Origin of the sequence: Luteimonas sp. 22616 (assembly GCF_052044325.1) — a bacterium.
Classification (GTDB): Bacteria; Pseudomonadota; Gammaproteobacteria; order Xanthomonadales; family Xanthomonadaceae; genus Luteimonas.
Genome location: NZ_JBQEMW010000001.1, coordinates 359,880 through 374,520, shown reverse-complemented (window position 1 = coordinate 374,520; position 14,641 = coordinate 359,880). Strand labels below are relative to the sequence as shown.

Here is a 14,641-nt window from a genome sequence, read left to right as displayed (position 1 = left end):
CCGATCGGCACCATGACCATGGCCACTGCCGACGCCATGCGTGCCGCTGCAGTCTGGGGCCCCTACTTCCGAGACCCGCATCGATGATCCGATCACTGACCTGGCTGGCATGCCTGCTCGTCGCGCCGCTGGCCGCGGCGGCACCGCCGGCCACGCCGCTTCCGCCCGAGCCGTTGCCGGCACGGATGCAGCACCACCGGTTCTTCATCGATGCGCAGGCGCCGTCGGGCCAGGTGTTGCACCTGTTCACCGACACCGGCGGCGGCATGAACCTCACCACCTCGGGCGCGGACAAGCTGGGCATCGCGTACGAGGCGAAGCCGGGCGAGCAGCTCGCCGGCACCACGCCCTGGCCACGCTATGCGGGCGCGGGCATTCCGCCGCCGAAGTCCGCGCCGCCGGACATGACCCTGCCGATCCTGTCGCCGCAGCAAGGCCTGACGTTCGACGGCATGCTCGGCGCGTCGTGGTTCGGTGGCCGCACCTGGGAGTGGGACTACCGCGCGGGCACGCTGCGGCAGCTGCCCGACGGCCAGTTGCCGAAGGCCGACCCGGCGCACGTGGTGAAGCTGGGCTTCCAGCGCGGCGACGACGGCGGCCACACCACGCACTTCCCGCGCATCCCGGCGCGCGTCGACGGCGAGGAGCTGCAGTTCCTGTTCGACACCGGGGCGACGTTCCGCCTCGACGAAGCGGCGGCGGCCAGGCTGGGCGATGCGGCGGTGCGCGAGCGCGCGGGCAACTTCATCACGCAGGAAGTGATGCAGCGCTGGCGCGAGCGCCATCCGGACTGGCCCACCATCGACAAGGGTGACGCCGGGATGGCGATGATCCAGGTACCCGCGGTCGAGGTCGCCGGCTATCGCACCGGGCCGGCGTGGTTCTCGGCGCGGCCCGACGCGGCGTTCCACGAGTACATGGCGCAGTGGATGGACCGGCCGGTGGACGGCGCGCTGGGTGGCGAGGCGTTCCGCGGTTTCCGGATCACGGTGGACTATCCGGCGGAGACGGCGGTGTTCGAGCAGTAGGGAGATTCCGCGCTTCGCAGATGCGACGACGCCCGGCGGTGCCGGGCGTCGGGTGTTGCAAACAGGCGCAGGGATCAGTGGATCGCGGGGTCGAGCATCCGCAGCGCCTGGGCGACGTCGGTGGCGCCGGTGCGTTCGATGTCTTCGCGGTCGTAAGCGCGGCCGAAGGCGTTGGCGCACTTGTCCTCAGCCTTGCCGGCGCGGCGTGCCTTGGCGTTCTGGCTGGTGGTGATCATCGAGCCGGTCTGGCGCAGGCAGTTGCGGTCCTTCACCGGGGCGTCGCTGGCTTCGGCGCCGATCGCGGCGGCGCCTGGCTCGAGGCTCTGTTCGACCGGCGCCGATTGCGCGGATGCGATGGACGCGAATCCACCGACGATGAAGAAGACGAGTAGACGTTTCATGGCACACCTCGCGGGAATCCGGGCGGGGACTGCCGCCCTGCAGCCATGACCATACGCCCGCCATTGCGAACCGGCGCTGTGCGCGCCGCCGCGGTTTAGTTTCGCGTCAGGAGACGGGCGCGGCGGCACCCATCCAGCCATGTGCGCAACCGGTATCCGGTGCTGTCCGGTTGTCATGCGGCGCCCGTATCATGGGCCGATGACCTCGAAAATCCGCGGTTACGCCGCTCCCGCCTTCCTCCGCCGGCTCCTGCTGCCCTTCCTCCTGCTGTCGCTCGCCTCATGCGTCTCGGCGCCGCCGACCGCCACGCCCGCACCCGCGCCGCTAGTACTGGTCTCGATCGACGGCTTCCGCGCCGACTACTTGGCCCCGGACATCGCCCCCAACCTGTCGCGCATCGCCGGCGAGGGCGTGCGTGCGCAATGGATGACGCCGTCGTATCCGTCGCTGACGTTCCCCAACCACTACAGCATCGTCACCGGGCTGCGCCCGGATCACCACGGCATCGTCCACAACACGATGCGCGATGCCGAACTGGGCGGATTCAAGCTCTCCGACCGCGAGGCGGTGGGCGACAGCCGCTGGTGGGGCGGCGAGCCGATCTGGGTCGGCGCGCAGAACGCCGGGCTGCACAGCGCAACGATGTACTGGCCGGGCAGCGAAGCGGAGATCGGCGGCGTGCGTCCTTCACTCTGGAAGCCGTTCGACCAGGACGTCACCGCCGCGCAGCGCGTGGACCAGGTGCTGGCCTGGCTGGATGCGCCGCCGGCAACGCGGCCGCGCCTGGTGACGCTGTACTTCGACATGGTCGATTCGGCGGCGCATGGCAACGGCCCGGATTCGCCGCAGGCGCATGCCGCAGTCGCGGACGTGGACGCGGCGATCGGCCGCCTGCGCGACGGCCTGGCCACGCGCGGCCTGCTCGACCGCACCAACCTGGTGATCGTGTCTGACCACGGCATGGCGCCGGTGGCACCGGGGCACCAGGTCGCGGTCGAGGACATGGTGTCGATGACCGAGGCCGTGGTGGTGTCGGTGGGACAGGTGGTTGGCATCGCGCCCAACCCGGGCCACGAGGCGGCGGTGGAAGACAGGCTGCTCGGCGCGCACGACCATTACGACTGCTGGCGCAAGGGCGAACTGCCGGCGCGCTGGCATTACGGCACCCATCCGCGCATCCCGCCGATCATCTGCCAGATGCACGAAGGCTGGGACGCGCTGCCGCGGGAGGTGATCGCCGGGCGGCCGATGGGCCACACGCGCGGTTCGCACGGCTACGATCCCGCGCTGCCGTCGATGCGCGCACTGTTCGTGGCACGTGGGCCGGCGTTCCGGCAGGGCGCGGAGATTCCCGCGTTCGACAACGTCGACGTGTACCCGCTGCTGGCGCGGCTGCTGGGCATCACCCCGGCGCCGAACGACGGCAACATCGCCCCGCTGCTGCCAGCGCTGCGCGACCCTGGCGCTGCGGTGTCGCAACCCTGAATCCCGGCGCTGTCCGCGATGGACCAACGATCCACAACGCCCTGAAAGCCTGCGGCGAAACGCCGCGCCCTCACCCCAACCCCTCTCCCGCGCGCGGTAGAGGGGCTTTCATCGGCACCATCGACCAGCCCCAACGTCGATGTCCGAATCCGGCGAGTCCATGCGTCGCGGCGGTGTTAGCCTGCCGCCATGCCGTCGCCAGAATCCACCGCCCTGCCACCGCACCGCGTCTGTGAGCAGGCGCGCCTGAGCCGCGATCCGCGCTTCGACGGATTGTTTTTCATCGCGGTCACCAGTACCCGCATCTATTGCCGCCCGGTCTGCCCGGCGCCCTCGCCGAAGCCGTCCAACATCACCTATTACCGCAACGCGGCCGCCGCCGAAGCGGCCGGTTTCCGGCCGTGCCTGCGCTGCCGGCCGGAGCTGTCGCCATCCGACGGCGCGTGGCGGCGCGGCGATGCAGCGGTGTCGCGCGCGCTGAAGCTGATCGAACAGGGCGCACTGGCCGGGCAGCCGGTGTCGGCGCTGGCCGAGCGCGTCAACCTCGGCGAGCGGCAGCTGCGGCGATTGTTCGTCGAACGCCTCGGCGCATCGCCGATCGGCGTGCACGGCACCCGTCGCCTGCTGTTCGCCAAGCAACTGCTCACCGAGACGCCGCTGCCGATCACGGACGTCGCGCTGGCGGCGGGCTTCGGCAGCCTGCGCAGGTTCAATGCGACGTTCAAGGAGGCGTACCGGATGGCGCCGCGGGACCTGCGCCGGCATCCGGTGGCGGCCAGGGACGCGCGCCGCGATGAGTCGCTGACGCTGCGGCTGGGCTATCGCCCGCCCTACGATTTCGAATCGATGCTCGGCTTCCTGCGCGGGCGCGCGCTGCCCGGCGTGGAACAGGTCGACGACCACAGCTACGCGCGGGTGGTCGCCGGCGACGGCGCGGATGCACCGCCGGGCTGGCTGCGGGTCAGCGCTTGGCCCGGTCGCGAACACGCGCTGAAACTGGAACTGCATGCACCGCTGGCGTCGCGGCTGCTCGATATCGTCAGCCGGTTGCGGCGGATGTTCGACCTCGACGCCGATCCACGCGCGATCGCGAACGCGCTTTCGGCCGACCCGCGCCTGAAACCGCTGCTGCGCAAACGCCCGGGGCTGCGGTTGCCCAGCGGCTGGGACGGATTCGAGATCGCGGTGCGGGCGATCCTCGGCCAGCAGGTCAGCGTTGCCGCGGCGCGCACGTTCGCCACGCGCATCGCCGAACGCTTCGGCACGCCGTTGCCGGCCGAACACGCGGCGCACGGGCTGGCCCACCTGTTCCCGACGCCCGAGGCGCTGGCTGATGCGGACCTGGCCGACATCGGCATCACCCGCACGCGGGCGGAGACGGTGCGCACCATCGCGCGCGCGCTGCTCGACGGACGCGTGGACTTCCGGGTCGAGCGCACGCTCGACGATTTCGTCGCGCACTGGACCGCCCTGCCCGGCATCGGCCCATGGACGGCGCATTACATCGCGCTGCGCGCGATGGGGCACCCCGACGCCTTTCCCGCCGACGATCTGGTGCTGCAGAAGGCGGTGCCATTGGATGGCACGCGCATGACCGCGAAAGCATTGACCGCGCGCGCCGAGGCATGGCGGCCGTGGCGCGGATACGCGACGCTGCAGCTGTGGCGCGAGGCGATAGCGGCCCCGGTTGCCGCCACCGCGAAACGCGCGGCGGCATCGAAGCGCGACGGCATCGCACCTGCTGCATCGCAGCGCATGCCTTCGCGGGGCGGTGGCGCCGTGCGGCGCACCGGCACCAGGAGGTCGAATCCGTGAACCTCGTTTCGAAACACATCCCCAGCCCGGTCGGGCCACTGCTATTGGGCGCGGACGACGACCACCTGCGCCTGATCTGGTTCAGCACGCCGCGCCATCCGCTGCCGCGCAACGTGGTGCTCGAACACGGCGACAACGCGGTGCTGCGCGAAACCGGTGCGCAGCTGGAAGCCTATTTCACCGGCTCGCTGCATGCGTTCGACCTGCCGCTGCAGCCGGTGGGCACCAAGTTCCAGCGCGAGGTGTGGTCGACGCTGGCGCAGATCCCGTACGGGCAGACCTGGAGCTACAGCGACGTTGCGCGCCGCATCGGCAAGCCGCAGGCCGTGCGCGCGGTGGGCGCGGCGAACGGGCGCAATCCGATCCCGATCGTGCTGCCCTGCCATCGCGTGATCGGTGCCGACGGCTCGCTGACCGGCTTCGGCGGCGGCCTGCCGACCAAGCAGTTCCTGCTGATGCTGGAAGGCGCGCTGCCGAGTGGCGACCTGTTTGCACAACGCGATCCCCCTCCCTCGTAGGAGCGGCGGAAGCCGCGAGCTTCCGCCAACCACGTCTCCAACCGAAGAGCTCGCGGCTTCCGCCGCTCCTACGAGGGTCACCGCTGGCCGACATCACGACGGAGTCACCCATGACGCTTTCACCCCACGCCCAGTTCGTCGCCCTCCACGACACCGATGTCCCGCTGCTGCTGCCCAACGCCTGGGATGCCGCCAGTGCGCGCCTGTGGCAGGAAGCCGGCGCGACCGCCATCGCCACCAGCAGCGCGGCGGTGGCCTGGGCGCTGGGCTATGCCGACGGTGGCCGCTTGCCGCGCGAGGAGCTGCTGGGTTCGCTGCGCGGCATCCTGCGGGTGGTGTCGGTGCCGGTCACTGTCGATGCCGAGGATGGCTACAGCGACGACCCGCACGCCGTCGCGGAGTTGGCGCGTGAGATCGCCGGCGCCGGCGCGGTAGGCGTGAACCTCGAGGACGGCGGCGGTGCGCCCATGCTGCTGGTCGACAAGATCCGCGCGATCCGCGAATCCGGCGGCGCCGCGCCGCTGTTCGTCAACGCGCGCACCGACGTGTACCTGCGCGGGATGGCCAGCGGCGACGAGGCGATCGCGATGACCGTCGAGCGGCTCACCGCCTATCGCGACGCCGGCGCCGACGGTGGCTTCGTTCCGGGACTGTCGTCGGCGGAGGATGCGGCGAAAATCGTCGCCGCCGTGCCGGGCCTGGCGATCAACGTGATGGCGATGCCGGGCCTGGCCTCGATCGATGCGCTGGCGCAGGCCGGCGTGCGGCGGATCAGCGCCGGGCCGGCGTTCTTCCGGAGCGCCTACGGCAATGCGCAGGCTTCGGTGAAGGCGTGGCTGGGCGGGGACTTCGCGCCGTCGTTCGCCAATGCGCTGGATTACGCGCGCTTGAATGCATTGTTCCCTTAGGTCCGGGGTATGGTCCCGCCCTACGCGAGCAGGCTTTCGATGGCCTTGCGATAGCGCAGCGCGACCGCGTCGCGGTCGCGGTGGTGGCCGTCGATGACCACGCGTTCGCCGCCCACCACCACTTCGCGCACCAGGTTGCGGTTGCCGCTGAAGATCCAGCGGTCGGCGATGTCGTCGTCGCTGGCGCCGGCGAGGATGGGCGCCGCCGCGTCGAGCAGGACATGGTCGTGGGCATCGTCGAATCCGGTCGAGCGGGCGCGGCTCGCGGCCACGTCGTGCAACAAGGTTTCGCCGACGCTGTTCGAACCCGCGCTCACCGCGATGTTGCGATGGTGCGTGACCAGGCGCTGACCGTACTCCAGCCAGCGCAGCTCCTCGACCGGCGACACCGAGATGTGCGAATCCGAGCCGATGCCCCAGGCGCCGCCGGCATCGAGGTAGGCGCGCAAAGGGAACAAGCCGTCGCCAAGGTTGGCCTCGGTGGTCGGGCAGATCGCCACGGTGGCGCCGCTGGCGGCGATGCCGCGGATTTCTTCGGGCGTCAGGTGGGTGGCGTGCACCAGCGTCCAGCGCGCGTCGACGGCGGCGTTGGCCAGCAGCCATTCCACCGGCCGCGCGCCGCGGATCGCAAGGCAGTCCTGCACCTCGCCCAGCTGTTCGGCGATGTGCACGTGCAGGCGCGCATCGCCCGGCAGCGCGGCGACGACGTCGCGCATCGCGTCGGCCGGCACCGCGCGCAGGCTGTGCAGGGCGCAGCCGACGCGCAAGCCATCGCCCTGCCCCGCATGCAGCGATTCGAACAGGCGCAGGTAGCCGTCGACGTCGTGGCCGAAGCGTTTCTGGCGTTCGCCGAGCGCGCGGCCATCGAAACCGCCGGTCATGTACAGCACCGGCAGCAGGGTCAGCCGGATGCCGGTATCGCGCGCCGCGGCGACCAGCGCCTGCGACATCGCCGCCGCATCGGCATACGGGCGGCCGTCCGGCGCGTGGTGCAGGTAATGGAATTCGCAGACACTGGTGTAACCGGCCTCGAGCATTTCGACGTAGAGCTGCGCGGCCACTGCGTATAGCGTGTCGGGGTCGAAGCGCGCGGCGAAGCGATACATGGTCTCGCGCCAGGTCCAGAACGAATCCTCGGGATTGGTCTGGCGTTCGGCCATGCCGGCCATGGCGCGCTGGAAGGCATGCGAATGCAGGTTGGCGATGCCGGGCGCACGCCAGCCTTCGGGGGTGCGCTGGACCTGGAAGGCGGATGTCGACATGCGGCCATTCTCGCGCGCCCGCACGGGAAACGCGACCGCTACAATCGGCCCATGAACGAAACAGCGCATGCGGCGGGAAATGGCCTGGTCACGGGCGCGACGCTGGTCACGCTCGACGGCGACGTGGGTTATCGCCTGGTGGAGGACGGCGCGCTGGCCTGGCGCGACGGCATCATCCGCTATGCCGGCCCACGCGCCGAGCTGCCCGGCGAACTCGCCGGCGATGCGATCGATGCCGGTGGCGGCTGCATCACCCCGGGACTGGTCGACTGCCATACGCATGCCGTCTTCGCCGGCGACCGCGCCGGCGAATTCGAGCAGCGCCTGCAGGGCGCGGACTACGAGCAGATCGCACGCGCCGGCGGCGGCATCGTCTCCACCGTGCGCCACACCCGCGCCGCCAGCGAGGACGAACTACTGGCGCAGTCGCTGCCTCGCGCACGCGCGCTGCTGGCCGATGGCGTTACCACGCTGGAGATCAAGTCGGGCTACGGGCTGGACTTCGACAACGAACGCAAGATGCTGCGCGTCGCGCGCCGGATCGGCGACGCGCTCGGCATCCAGGTGCGCGCGACCTTCCTCGGCGCCCATGCGCTGCCGCCGGAGTTCTCCGGCAATCCCGACGGCTACATCGACGCGGTCGTCGACTGGCTGCCGCGATTGCACGCCGAAGGACTGGTGGATGCGGTGGATGCGTTCTGCGAACGCATCGGCTTCACGCTGGCGCAGACGCGGCGGGTGTTCGAAGCGGCGCGTGCGCTGGGGCTGCCGGTGAAGCTGCACGCCGACCAGCTCAGCGACGGCGACGGCGCGGCGCTGGTGGCCGAGTTCAGCGGCCTGTCGGCCGACCATGTCGAACACACGTCGGTGGCCGGGGTCGCGGCGATGGCTGCCGCCGGCACGGTCGCGGTGCTGCTGCCGGGCGCCTTCCACGTGCTGCGCGAAACTCAGCTGCCGCCGCTGGACGAGTTCCGTGCACGGCACGTGCCGATGGCGGTGGCCACCGACTGCAATCCCGGCACCTCGCCGCTGCTGTCGCTGCGCCAGGCGATGCAGCTGGCCTGCACCCATTTCCGGCTGACCCCCGAGGAGGCGCTGCGCGGCGCGACGGTCAACGGTGCGCGGGCGCTCGGCCTCGATGATCGTGGCGCGCTGCGCGCCGGCATGCGCGCGGATTTCGTGCACTGGCGGGTGTCGCAGCCGGCGGAGCTGTGCTACTGGCTGGGAGGCCGGCTGGCCGAAGCGGTGTACGCTGGCGGCCGCCGCGTCGCCTGAGCGGTCGTCGCATCACCTGCAGGAGTGGCTTCAGCCGCGCGCTTTTTCTTCTCCTGCAGGCTGTAAAAGCTTGCGGCTGAAGCCGCTCCTACAACTTCCCTGTCCACGTCGGAGGCCACCATGCACCGCACCCTGCCCGTCCTGCTGCTCGCCATCGTTCCCGCCCTCGCATCCGCGCAGGCCACCGACGCCGCGCGCGCGCTGGCGCAGGACGCGGTCATCGTCGACACCCACATCGATGCGCCCGGCATGCTGATGGACGGCTGGAAGGACCTGGGCAGCGAAGCCAAGGGCCGGGAGTTCGATTATCCGAAGGCGCGTGCCGGCGGCCTGGATGTCGCCTTCATGTCGATCTACACCTCGCCGAAGCAGGACGACAACGGCACGGCATGGCAGGTGGCCAACGAGATGATCGACGCGGTCGAAGCGCTGGCCGAACGCCATCCGGACAAGTTCGCGCTGCTGCGTTCGCCGAAGGATGTCGACACCCTGCGCAAGGGCGACCGCGTGCTGCTGCCGCTGGGCATGGAGAACGGCGCGCCGATCGGCGACGACATCAAGAACGTGCAGTTCTTCTTCGACCGCGGCGTGCGCTACATCACCCTTGCCCACAGCGCGGCCAACCGCATCGCCGATTCGTCGTACGCGATCGAGCGCAAGTGGCATGGCCTGAGCCCGTTCGGCAAGCAGGTGGTGGCCGAGATGAACCGTCTGGGCATCATGGTCGACGTCTCGCACGTCTCCGACGAATCCGCGCGCGACGCGATCGCCGCGAGCACGGTGCCGGTGATCGCCAGCCATTCCGCGTTCCGCCATTTCACCCCGGACTTCGAGCGCAACATCAGCGACGAGCTGGCCAAGGCGATCGCCGACAAGGGCGGCGTGGTGCAGATCCCGTTCGGCACCGCGTTCGTCGATCCGAAGGGCGCCGCCGATACGCAGGCGCATTTCCGCGCGATCAACGACTTCAACCAGCGCAATGCGAAGCTCAAGGCCGCCGGCCAGCCGCTGGAGAGCGAGGAGGCCTTCGACAAGGCCTGGGCCGCTGCCCATCCGGCACCGGTGACGAAGATCGATGCGGTGCTCGACCAGGTCGATTACGGGGTGAAGCTGATCGGCATCGACCACATCGGCATCGGATCGGACTTCGACGGCGTCGGCGGCGAACTGCCCGAAGGCCTGCTGACCGCAGCCGACTACCCGAACCTGATCGCCGGCCTGCAGGCGCGCGGCTACAAGGACGACGACATCCGCAAGATCCTCGGCGGCAACCTGCTGCGCGCGTGGGCCGCGATCGAGGCCGGTGCCGAAGGCCACGCGACTCCCTGATCAAGGGCTTCACTGATCCTGTAGGAGCGGCTTCGGCCGCGAGCTTTTTCTTCACCTGCGGGCTGCTGGAAAAGCTCGCGGCTGAAGCCGCTCCTACATGTGCCTGACGCCTGCAGCCGTGCACGAAAAAGCCCCGCTTTTGGCGGGGCTTCTCGTCACACCGGCGCTGGGCCGATGCTTACTCCTTGACGACGGTCTTCTTGGCCACGACCTTCTTCGCCGGCGCCTTGGTCGCGGTCTTGGCCGCGGCCTTCTTCGCCACCGGTGCCGAAGCCGCGCCTGCGGCCTTCTTGGTCACCTGCGAACGGGCGTTGCCGTAGCTGGAGTTGTAGCGCTTGCCCTTGGCGGTCTTGCGGTCGCCCTTGCCCATGTCGTGCTCCTGAACTCGTGTCTTCGTAGATGGATCGCGACGCGCGCGAGGGGCGGGATTCTACCACGCGCGACGGCGTCGCTTTCGCCAGGATCCCTGCCGGGGGAAAGCCCCTTGAGTCAGGGGGCGCCCCGAAGAGCGGGGGTGAGGGTGGCCAGTTTGCACGGCATTGCCGCGCAGGCCGTCCGAACGCCCGGCGTGCTTCGCCGGGCCGGGCAGAAGCACGCAGCAGGGCCCGAAATATGCGAAGCGAATTTCGGGATTGAACCCATGCGACGCATTGGTTCAGTGCGCGCAGCTGGCGTCGTGCACGTGCCGCAGGTTGAGCAGGTGTGCGATGCCGATCAGGGTGCCGCCGAGCGTCATCACCGCCGCGTGCAGGGCTACCGAGCCGTGGTGCCAGGGGCTGTACAGCAGCCCGCTCCACAGCAATACCAGCCCAAATAGCAGGACACCCAGCGCGCGGATCCTGCGGTGGCGGCGATAGCCGTAGACCAGGCTGAAGACGCCCACGGACGTGGCGAAGATGATGAAGGCCATTTCGACGCCATCCCCCAGCCACGCCGCCAGCCCGAGCGAGGGAATCGCCGCCAGCAGCAACGGCAGCAGCGCGCAGTGGACGGCACAGATGAGGGACCCCGTGGCGCCGAAGCGATCGAGGAAAGCGTGGAGGCTGGGATTCATGGGCGGGGAATCGTGACTTGCGGCAGGGGTGGATGTCCAGAATTGATATGTTATAACATTTGCGTCGTCTTGTCCCAGGAAATTCGTCCCCGTGATCCCATCCTCAAGCCCCGCCTCCTTCCGCGCGATCGTTGCCGCCGGCCCAACCCCGGCCCGGCTGGCGCTCGCGCTGGCAGCCGCCATTGCCCTGCCGGCTGCCGCGGCACCGCCCGCGCCCGGCATCGCGGCGGACGCCGCATCATCCGCAGCTTCGACTCCGGCAGGCGCGCAGGACGACCGCCACGTCAAGGACCTGGACAGCGTCGTGGTTACCGCCAGCCCCCTGCCCGACACGGCCGAGAACCTCATCCGCCCGGTCGAGGTACTGGCCGGCGCGCGGCTGGACGAGGCCAAGTCGAACTCGCTGGGCGATACCGTCAACAAGCTGCCCGGCGTGCAGTCGTCGTACTTCGGCCCGGGCGTCGGCCGACCGATCATCCGCGGCTTCGACGGCGCGCGCGTGCAGGTGCTGAGCGACGGCCTAGGCTCGGGCGACGTGTCCACTGTCAGCGTTGACCACGCGGTCACCATCGAGCCCTTCCTCGCCGACCAGATCGAGGTGCTGAAGGGTCCGTCCACCCTGCTCTACGGCAGCGGCGCCATCGGCGGCGCGGTCAACGTCGTCGACGGTCGCATCCCGCAGGCCGCGACCGACCAGCCGCTGCAAGGACGCGCGGAACTGCGCGCCGGCAGCGTCAACGACGAGAAGACCGGCATGGCACGCCTGGACGGCACGTCGGCATCCGGCAACCTGGTATTCCACTTCGACGCCCTGCACCGCGAAACCGGCGACTACGACATCCCCGGCTACGCCGAAAACGCCGAGCACATGGCCGAGGAAGGCGAGGTACCGGACCCGGCCAGCCGCGGCACGCTCGCCAACAGCGCGCTGCGGACCGACAGCGGCGCGCTGGGCGTGACCTGGGTCGGCGATCGCGGCTTCCTGGGCGTCGGCTACAGCCTGTTCAACACCCGCTACGGCGTGCCCGGGCATGAGCACGCGCACGAAGAAGGCGATGACCACGCACACGACGACGAGCACGAAGGCGAGGAGGCCCACGCGGAGGAAGGCGGCGTGCGCATCGTGATGGACCAGCGCCGCGGCGAGTTGCGCGGCGGCCTCGATGATCTCGGCCCGTTCGCTTCGCTGCGGGTCAAGCTCGCGCACACCGACTACACCCACACCGAGTACGAAGGCGAGGACGTGGGCACCGTGTTCGAGAACGAGAGCACCGAAGGTCGCGTGGAACTGGTGCACAAGCCCTGGGGCGGCTGGGATGGCGCATTCGGGCTGCAGTGGGCGCAGCGCGACTTCGAGGCGGTCGGCGATGAAGCCTTCGTTCCGGCCTCGCAGTCGCGCGACACCGGATTGTTCTGGATCGGACGCAGGCAGTTCGACGCCCTGCGTCTCGAACTCGGTGCGCGCCACGACCGCAACGGGATCGACGTCGCCGACGCGACCGCGGATGCCGGCCGGCCCGACCGCGACTTCAACACCACCAGCCTGTCGACGGCGCTGCGATGGGACGTCACCGAGGACTTCCACCTCTCGCTCGGGCTCGACCGCGCGCAGCGTTCGCCGACCGCGGAGGAGCTGTATTCCAGCGGCCTGCACGTGGCCACCGGCAGCGTCGAACTCGGCGATCCCGGCCTCGATGCGGAAACCGCGAACCGCGCCGAAGTCGGCCTGCACTGGCACAACGGCCCACTGACCCTCGGCGCGTCGCTGTACCACGTGCGCTACGCCGACTTCATCTATCTGGCCGACACCGGCATCGAGGAACACGACGGGCCGCTGCGTGTGTGGACCCAGGACGACGCGCGCTTCAACGGCGCCGAGGCGAGCGTGGACTGGAACTTCGCCGACAACGACAGCGGCCTGTGGAACCTGCGCCTGTTCGGCGACGTGGTGCGCGCCAAGCTCAGCGGCAGCGGCACGCGCCAGCTCGACGTCTCGGTGCCGCACGGCGACCACAGCCACGACTACAGCGTCGACCTGACGCGCGGCGGCAACCTGCCGCGGATCGCGCCGTGGCGCGTCGGCGGCGAACTGCGCTGGGAACGCGGCCCGCTGCGCGCCTCGCTGGGCGCAGTGCGCTATGCCGAGCAGGACCGGGTGGCGGAGTTCGAGCATGCGACGCCCGGCTACACGCTGGTCGACGCGCACCTGGCATGGCATGCCGACACCGCGCACGACAACGCCTGGGAGATCTTCCTCGACGGCAGCAACCTGCTCGACAAGGAAGCGCGCGTGCATACGTCGTTCCTGAAGGATGTCGCGCCGCTGCCTGGCCGTGGCATCAGCGCCGGCGTACGCGTGTTCTTCTGACGGAGTCGCCCTGATGGAAGCGGCCACCGACTTCGCCGTGCGCGCGCTCATGATCGGCGTCGGTGCCACGCTGGTGGTCGATGCATGGGCCGCGGTTCTGCGGCGCGCGTTCGGCATCCGGTCGCTCGACTGGTCGCTGGCGGGCCGCTGGCTCGGGCATTTCCCGCGTGGCCGCTTCACGCACGCCAATATCGCGGCGGCGGCGCCGGTACGTGGCGAGCGGTTGCTCGGCTGGTGTTTCCACTACGCCACCGGAATCGCGTTTGCGTCCGCATTGCTGATTGCGAACGGCCCCGCCTGGGCGCGGCAACCGACCTTGCTGCCCTGCCTGGGCATCGGCCTGCTGACGGTGCTGTTTCCCTACTTCGTGATGCAGCCGGCGCTCGGCGCCGGCATCGCGGGATCGAAGACGCCGAATCCCGCGCAGGCGCGGGTGCGCAGCCTCGCCACGCACGCGGTGTTCGGTGTCGGCCTGTACCTGGCGGCGATCATGGCAGCGACGATCCTGCCCTGAATCCCGGACATGCCGGGTCCGTTCGAGCAGTCACGCCGCGGCGGTCCTGGTGGACTCATCTCTCCCGAGGCCACCGGGATCTCCGCGGCACCCGCTGGCCCGCATGGCGCGCTGGTCCGCGCGCCTGCCCTGCCGGAAGCTCAGCCCGCCGCGCAGCGCGCGCAGAGGCCGTGTACTTCCAGGGTCTGCGCCTGCGGCTGGAAACCGAGCGACTTCGCCCGTTGCTCGAGCTGCGCGACCACGTCGAGGTCCTCGAGTTCGACCGCCGAATGGCAGCGGTCGCAGATCAGGAACGGCACCGAGTGCTGCGCCGTGCTCGGGTGGTGGCAGGCAACGAAGGCGTTGACCGATTCGAGCTTGTGGATGAAACCGTTGGCGAGCAGGAAATCGAGCGCGCGATACACCGTCGGCGGCGCGGCGGCGCCGGCGCCTTCGCCATCGGCGCTGTTGCCTGCACGGATCAGCTCCAGCAGGTCGTAGGCCTTGATCGGCTGGCCGGCGTCGGCGACCAGCCCGAGCACGCGCGCGCGGATCGGCGTCAGGCGCAGGCCGCGTTCGTGGCAGGCACGTTCGACCGCCGCGACGAAGCCATGGGCGTCGTGGACATGGTGCTTGGGATCGGTGCAGGCGTGCTTGGCCATGCAAGGATGATGGTGCCGCCGGCTGCAGGACTCAAGCCCGCG

At 70.0% G+C, this 14,641-nt stretch carries 14 protein-coding genes; 9 read left to right on the top strand and 5 right to left on the bottom strand.

Annotation, left to right across the window (positions count from 1 at the left end):
• The first annotated feature begins 83 nt into the window (after positions 1 to 83).
• On the top strand, positions 84 to 1,028 hold the full coding sequence (locus ACTJIL_RS01705) for a hypothetical protein (protein ID WP_440753867.1): 945 nt from the start codon (positions 84 to 86) through the stop codon (positions 1,026 to 1,028).
• Positions 1,029 to 1,102: 74 nt separating this feature from the next.
• On the opposite strand, the gene ACTJIL_RS01700 is transcribed toward ACTJIL_RS01705, so the two are convergent.
• Positions 1,103 to 1,429, bottom strand: coding sequence for a hypothetical protein (locus ACTJIL_RS01700; RefSeq protein WP_440753866.1), 327 nt, complete (start codon positions 1,427 to 1,429; stop codon positions 1,103 to 1,105).
• A gap of 199 nt (positions 1,430 to 1,628) precedes the next feature.
• On the opposite strand from ACTJIL_RS01700, the gene ACTJIL_RS01695 reads away from it, so the two are divergent.
• The 4 genes from ACTJIL_RS01695 (at position 1,629) to ACTJIL_RS01680 (ending at position 6,156) form a co-directional block, all read left to right on the top strand.
• Complete coding sequence (locus ACTJIL_RS01695) at positions 1,629 to 2,915, top strand: alkaline phosphatase family protein (protein ID WP_440753865.1); 1,287 nt, start codon at positions 1,629 to 1,631, stop codon at positions 2,913 to 2,915.
• Positions 2,916 to 3,104: 189 nt separating this feature from the next.
• Positions 3,105 to 4,730, top strand: coding sequence for an AlkA N-terminal domain-containing protein (locus tag ACTJIL_RS01690; RefSeq protein ID WP_440753864.1), 1,626 nt, complete (start codon positions 3,105 to 3,107; stop codon positions 4,728 to 4,730).
• Positions 4,727 to 5,248: a methylated-DNA--[protein]-cysteine S-methyltransferase gene (locus tag ACTJIL_RS01685; RefSeq protein WP_440753863.1), complete on the top strand. Its 522-nt coding sequence runs from the start codon at positions 4,727 to 4,729 to the stop codon at positions 5,246 to 5,248. Before ACTJIL_RS01690 ends, ACTJIL_RS01685 begins: the two co-directional genes overlap by 4 nt.
• A gap of 110 nt (positions 5,249 to 5,358) precedes the next feature.
• Complete coding sequence (locus tag ACTJIL_RS01680) at positions 5,359 to 6,156, top strand: isocitrate lyase/PEP mutase family protein (RefSeq protein WP_440753862.1); 798 nt, start codon at positions 5,359 to 5,361, stop codon at positions 6,154 to 6,156.
• A 20-nt stretch (positions 6,157 to 6,176) separates the two neighbouring features.
• Here ACTJIL_RS01680 and ACTJIL_RS01675 read toward each other — a convergent pair whose 3' ends face one another.
• Entirely contained in the window at positions 6,177 to 7,418 is a 1,242-nt protein-coding gene (locus tag ACTJIL_RS01675) for a formimidoylglutamate deiminase (protein WP_440753861.1), read from the bottom strand.
• A 51-nt stretch (positions 7,419 to 7,469) separates the two neighbouring features.
• Here ACTJIL_RS01675 and hutI point away from each other — a divergent pair, with 51 nt between their 5' ends.
• Entirely contained in the window at positions 7,470 to 8,693 is a 1,224-nt protein-coding gene (hutI, locus tag ACTJIL_RS01670; protein WP_440753860.1) for an imidazolonepropionase, read from the top strand.
• 120 nt (positions 8,694 to 8,813) lie between these two features.
• Complete coding sequence (locus tag ACTJIL_RS01665; protein ID WP_440753859.1) at positions 8,814 to 10,022, top strand: dipeptidase; 1,209 nt, start codon at positions 8,814 to 8,816, stop codon at positions 10,020 to 10,022.
• A gap of 178 nt (positions 10,023 to 10,200) precedes the next feature.
• Here the strand turns inward: ACTJIL_RS01665 and ACTJIL_RS01660 are convergent, their stop codons facing one another.
• Together ACTJIL_RS01660 and ACTJIL_RS01655 are read right to left on the bottom strand one after the other, a co-directional pair.
• A complete protein-coding gene (locus tag ACTJIL_RS01660) occupies positions 10,201 to 10,392 on the bottom strand; it encodes a 30S ribosomal protein THX (RefSeq protein ID WP_027081530.1) in 192 nt (63 codons plus the stop codon).
• 285 nt (positions 10,393 to 10,677) lie between these two features.
• The gene (locus ACTJIL_RS01655) at positions 10,678 to 11,076 is read right to left on the bottom strand and encodes a MerC domain-containing protein (RefSeq protein ID WP_440753858.1); all 399 of its coding nucleotides are present in this window, start codon (positions 11,074 to 11,076) and stop codon (positions 10,678 to 10,680) included.
• Positions 11,077 to 11,203: 127 nt separating this feature from the next.
• On the opposite strand from ACTJIL_RS01655, the gene ACTJIL_RS01650 reads away from it, so the two are divergent.
• Entirely contained in the window at positions 11,204 to 13,444 is a 2,241-nt protein-coding gene (locus ACTJIL_RS01650; RefSeq protein ID WP_440755814.1) for a TonB-dependent receptor, read from the top strand.
• Positions 13,445 to 13,457: 13 nt separating this feature from the next.
• Entirely contained in the window at positions 13,458 to 13,958 is a 501-nt protein-coding gene (locus ACTJIL_RS01645; RefSeq protein WP_440753857.1) for a DUF2938 domain-containing protein, read from the top strand.
• Positions 13,959 to 14,098: 140 nt separating this feature from the next.
• On the opposite strand, the gene ACTJIL_RS01640 is transcribed toward ACTJIL_RS01645, so the two are convergent.
• Entirely contained in the window at positions 14,099 to 14,599 is a 501-nt protein-coding gene (locus ACTJIL_RS01640) for a transcriptional repressor (RefSeq protein WP_440753856.1), read from the bottom strand.
• Positions 14,600 to 14,641: the final 42 nt, after the last annotated feature.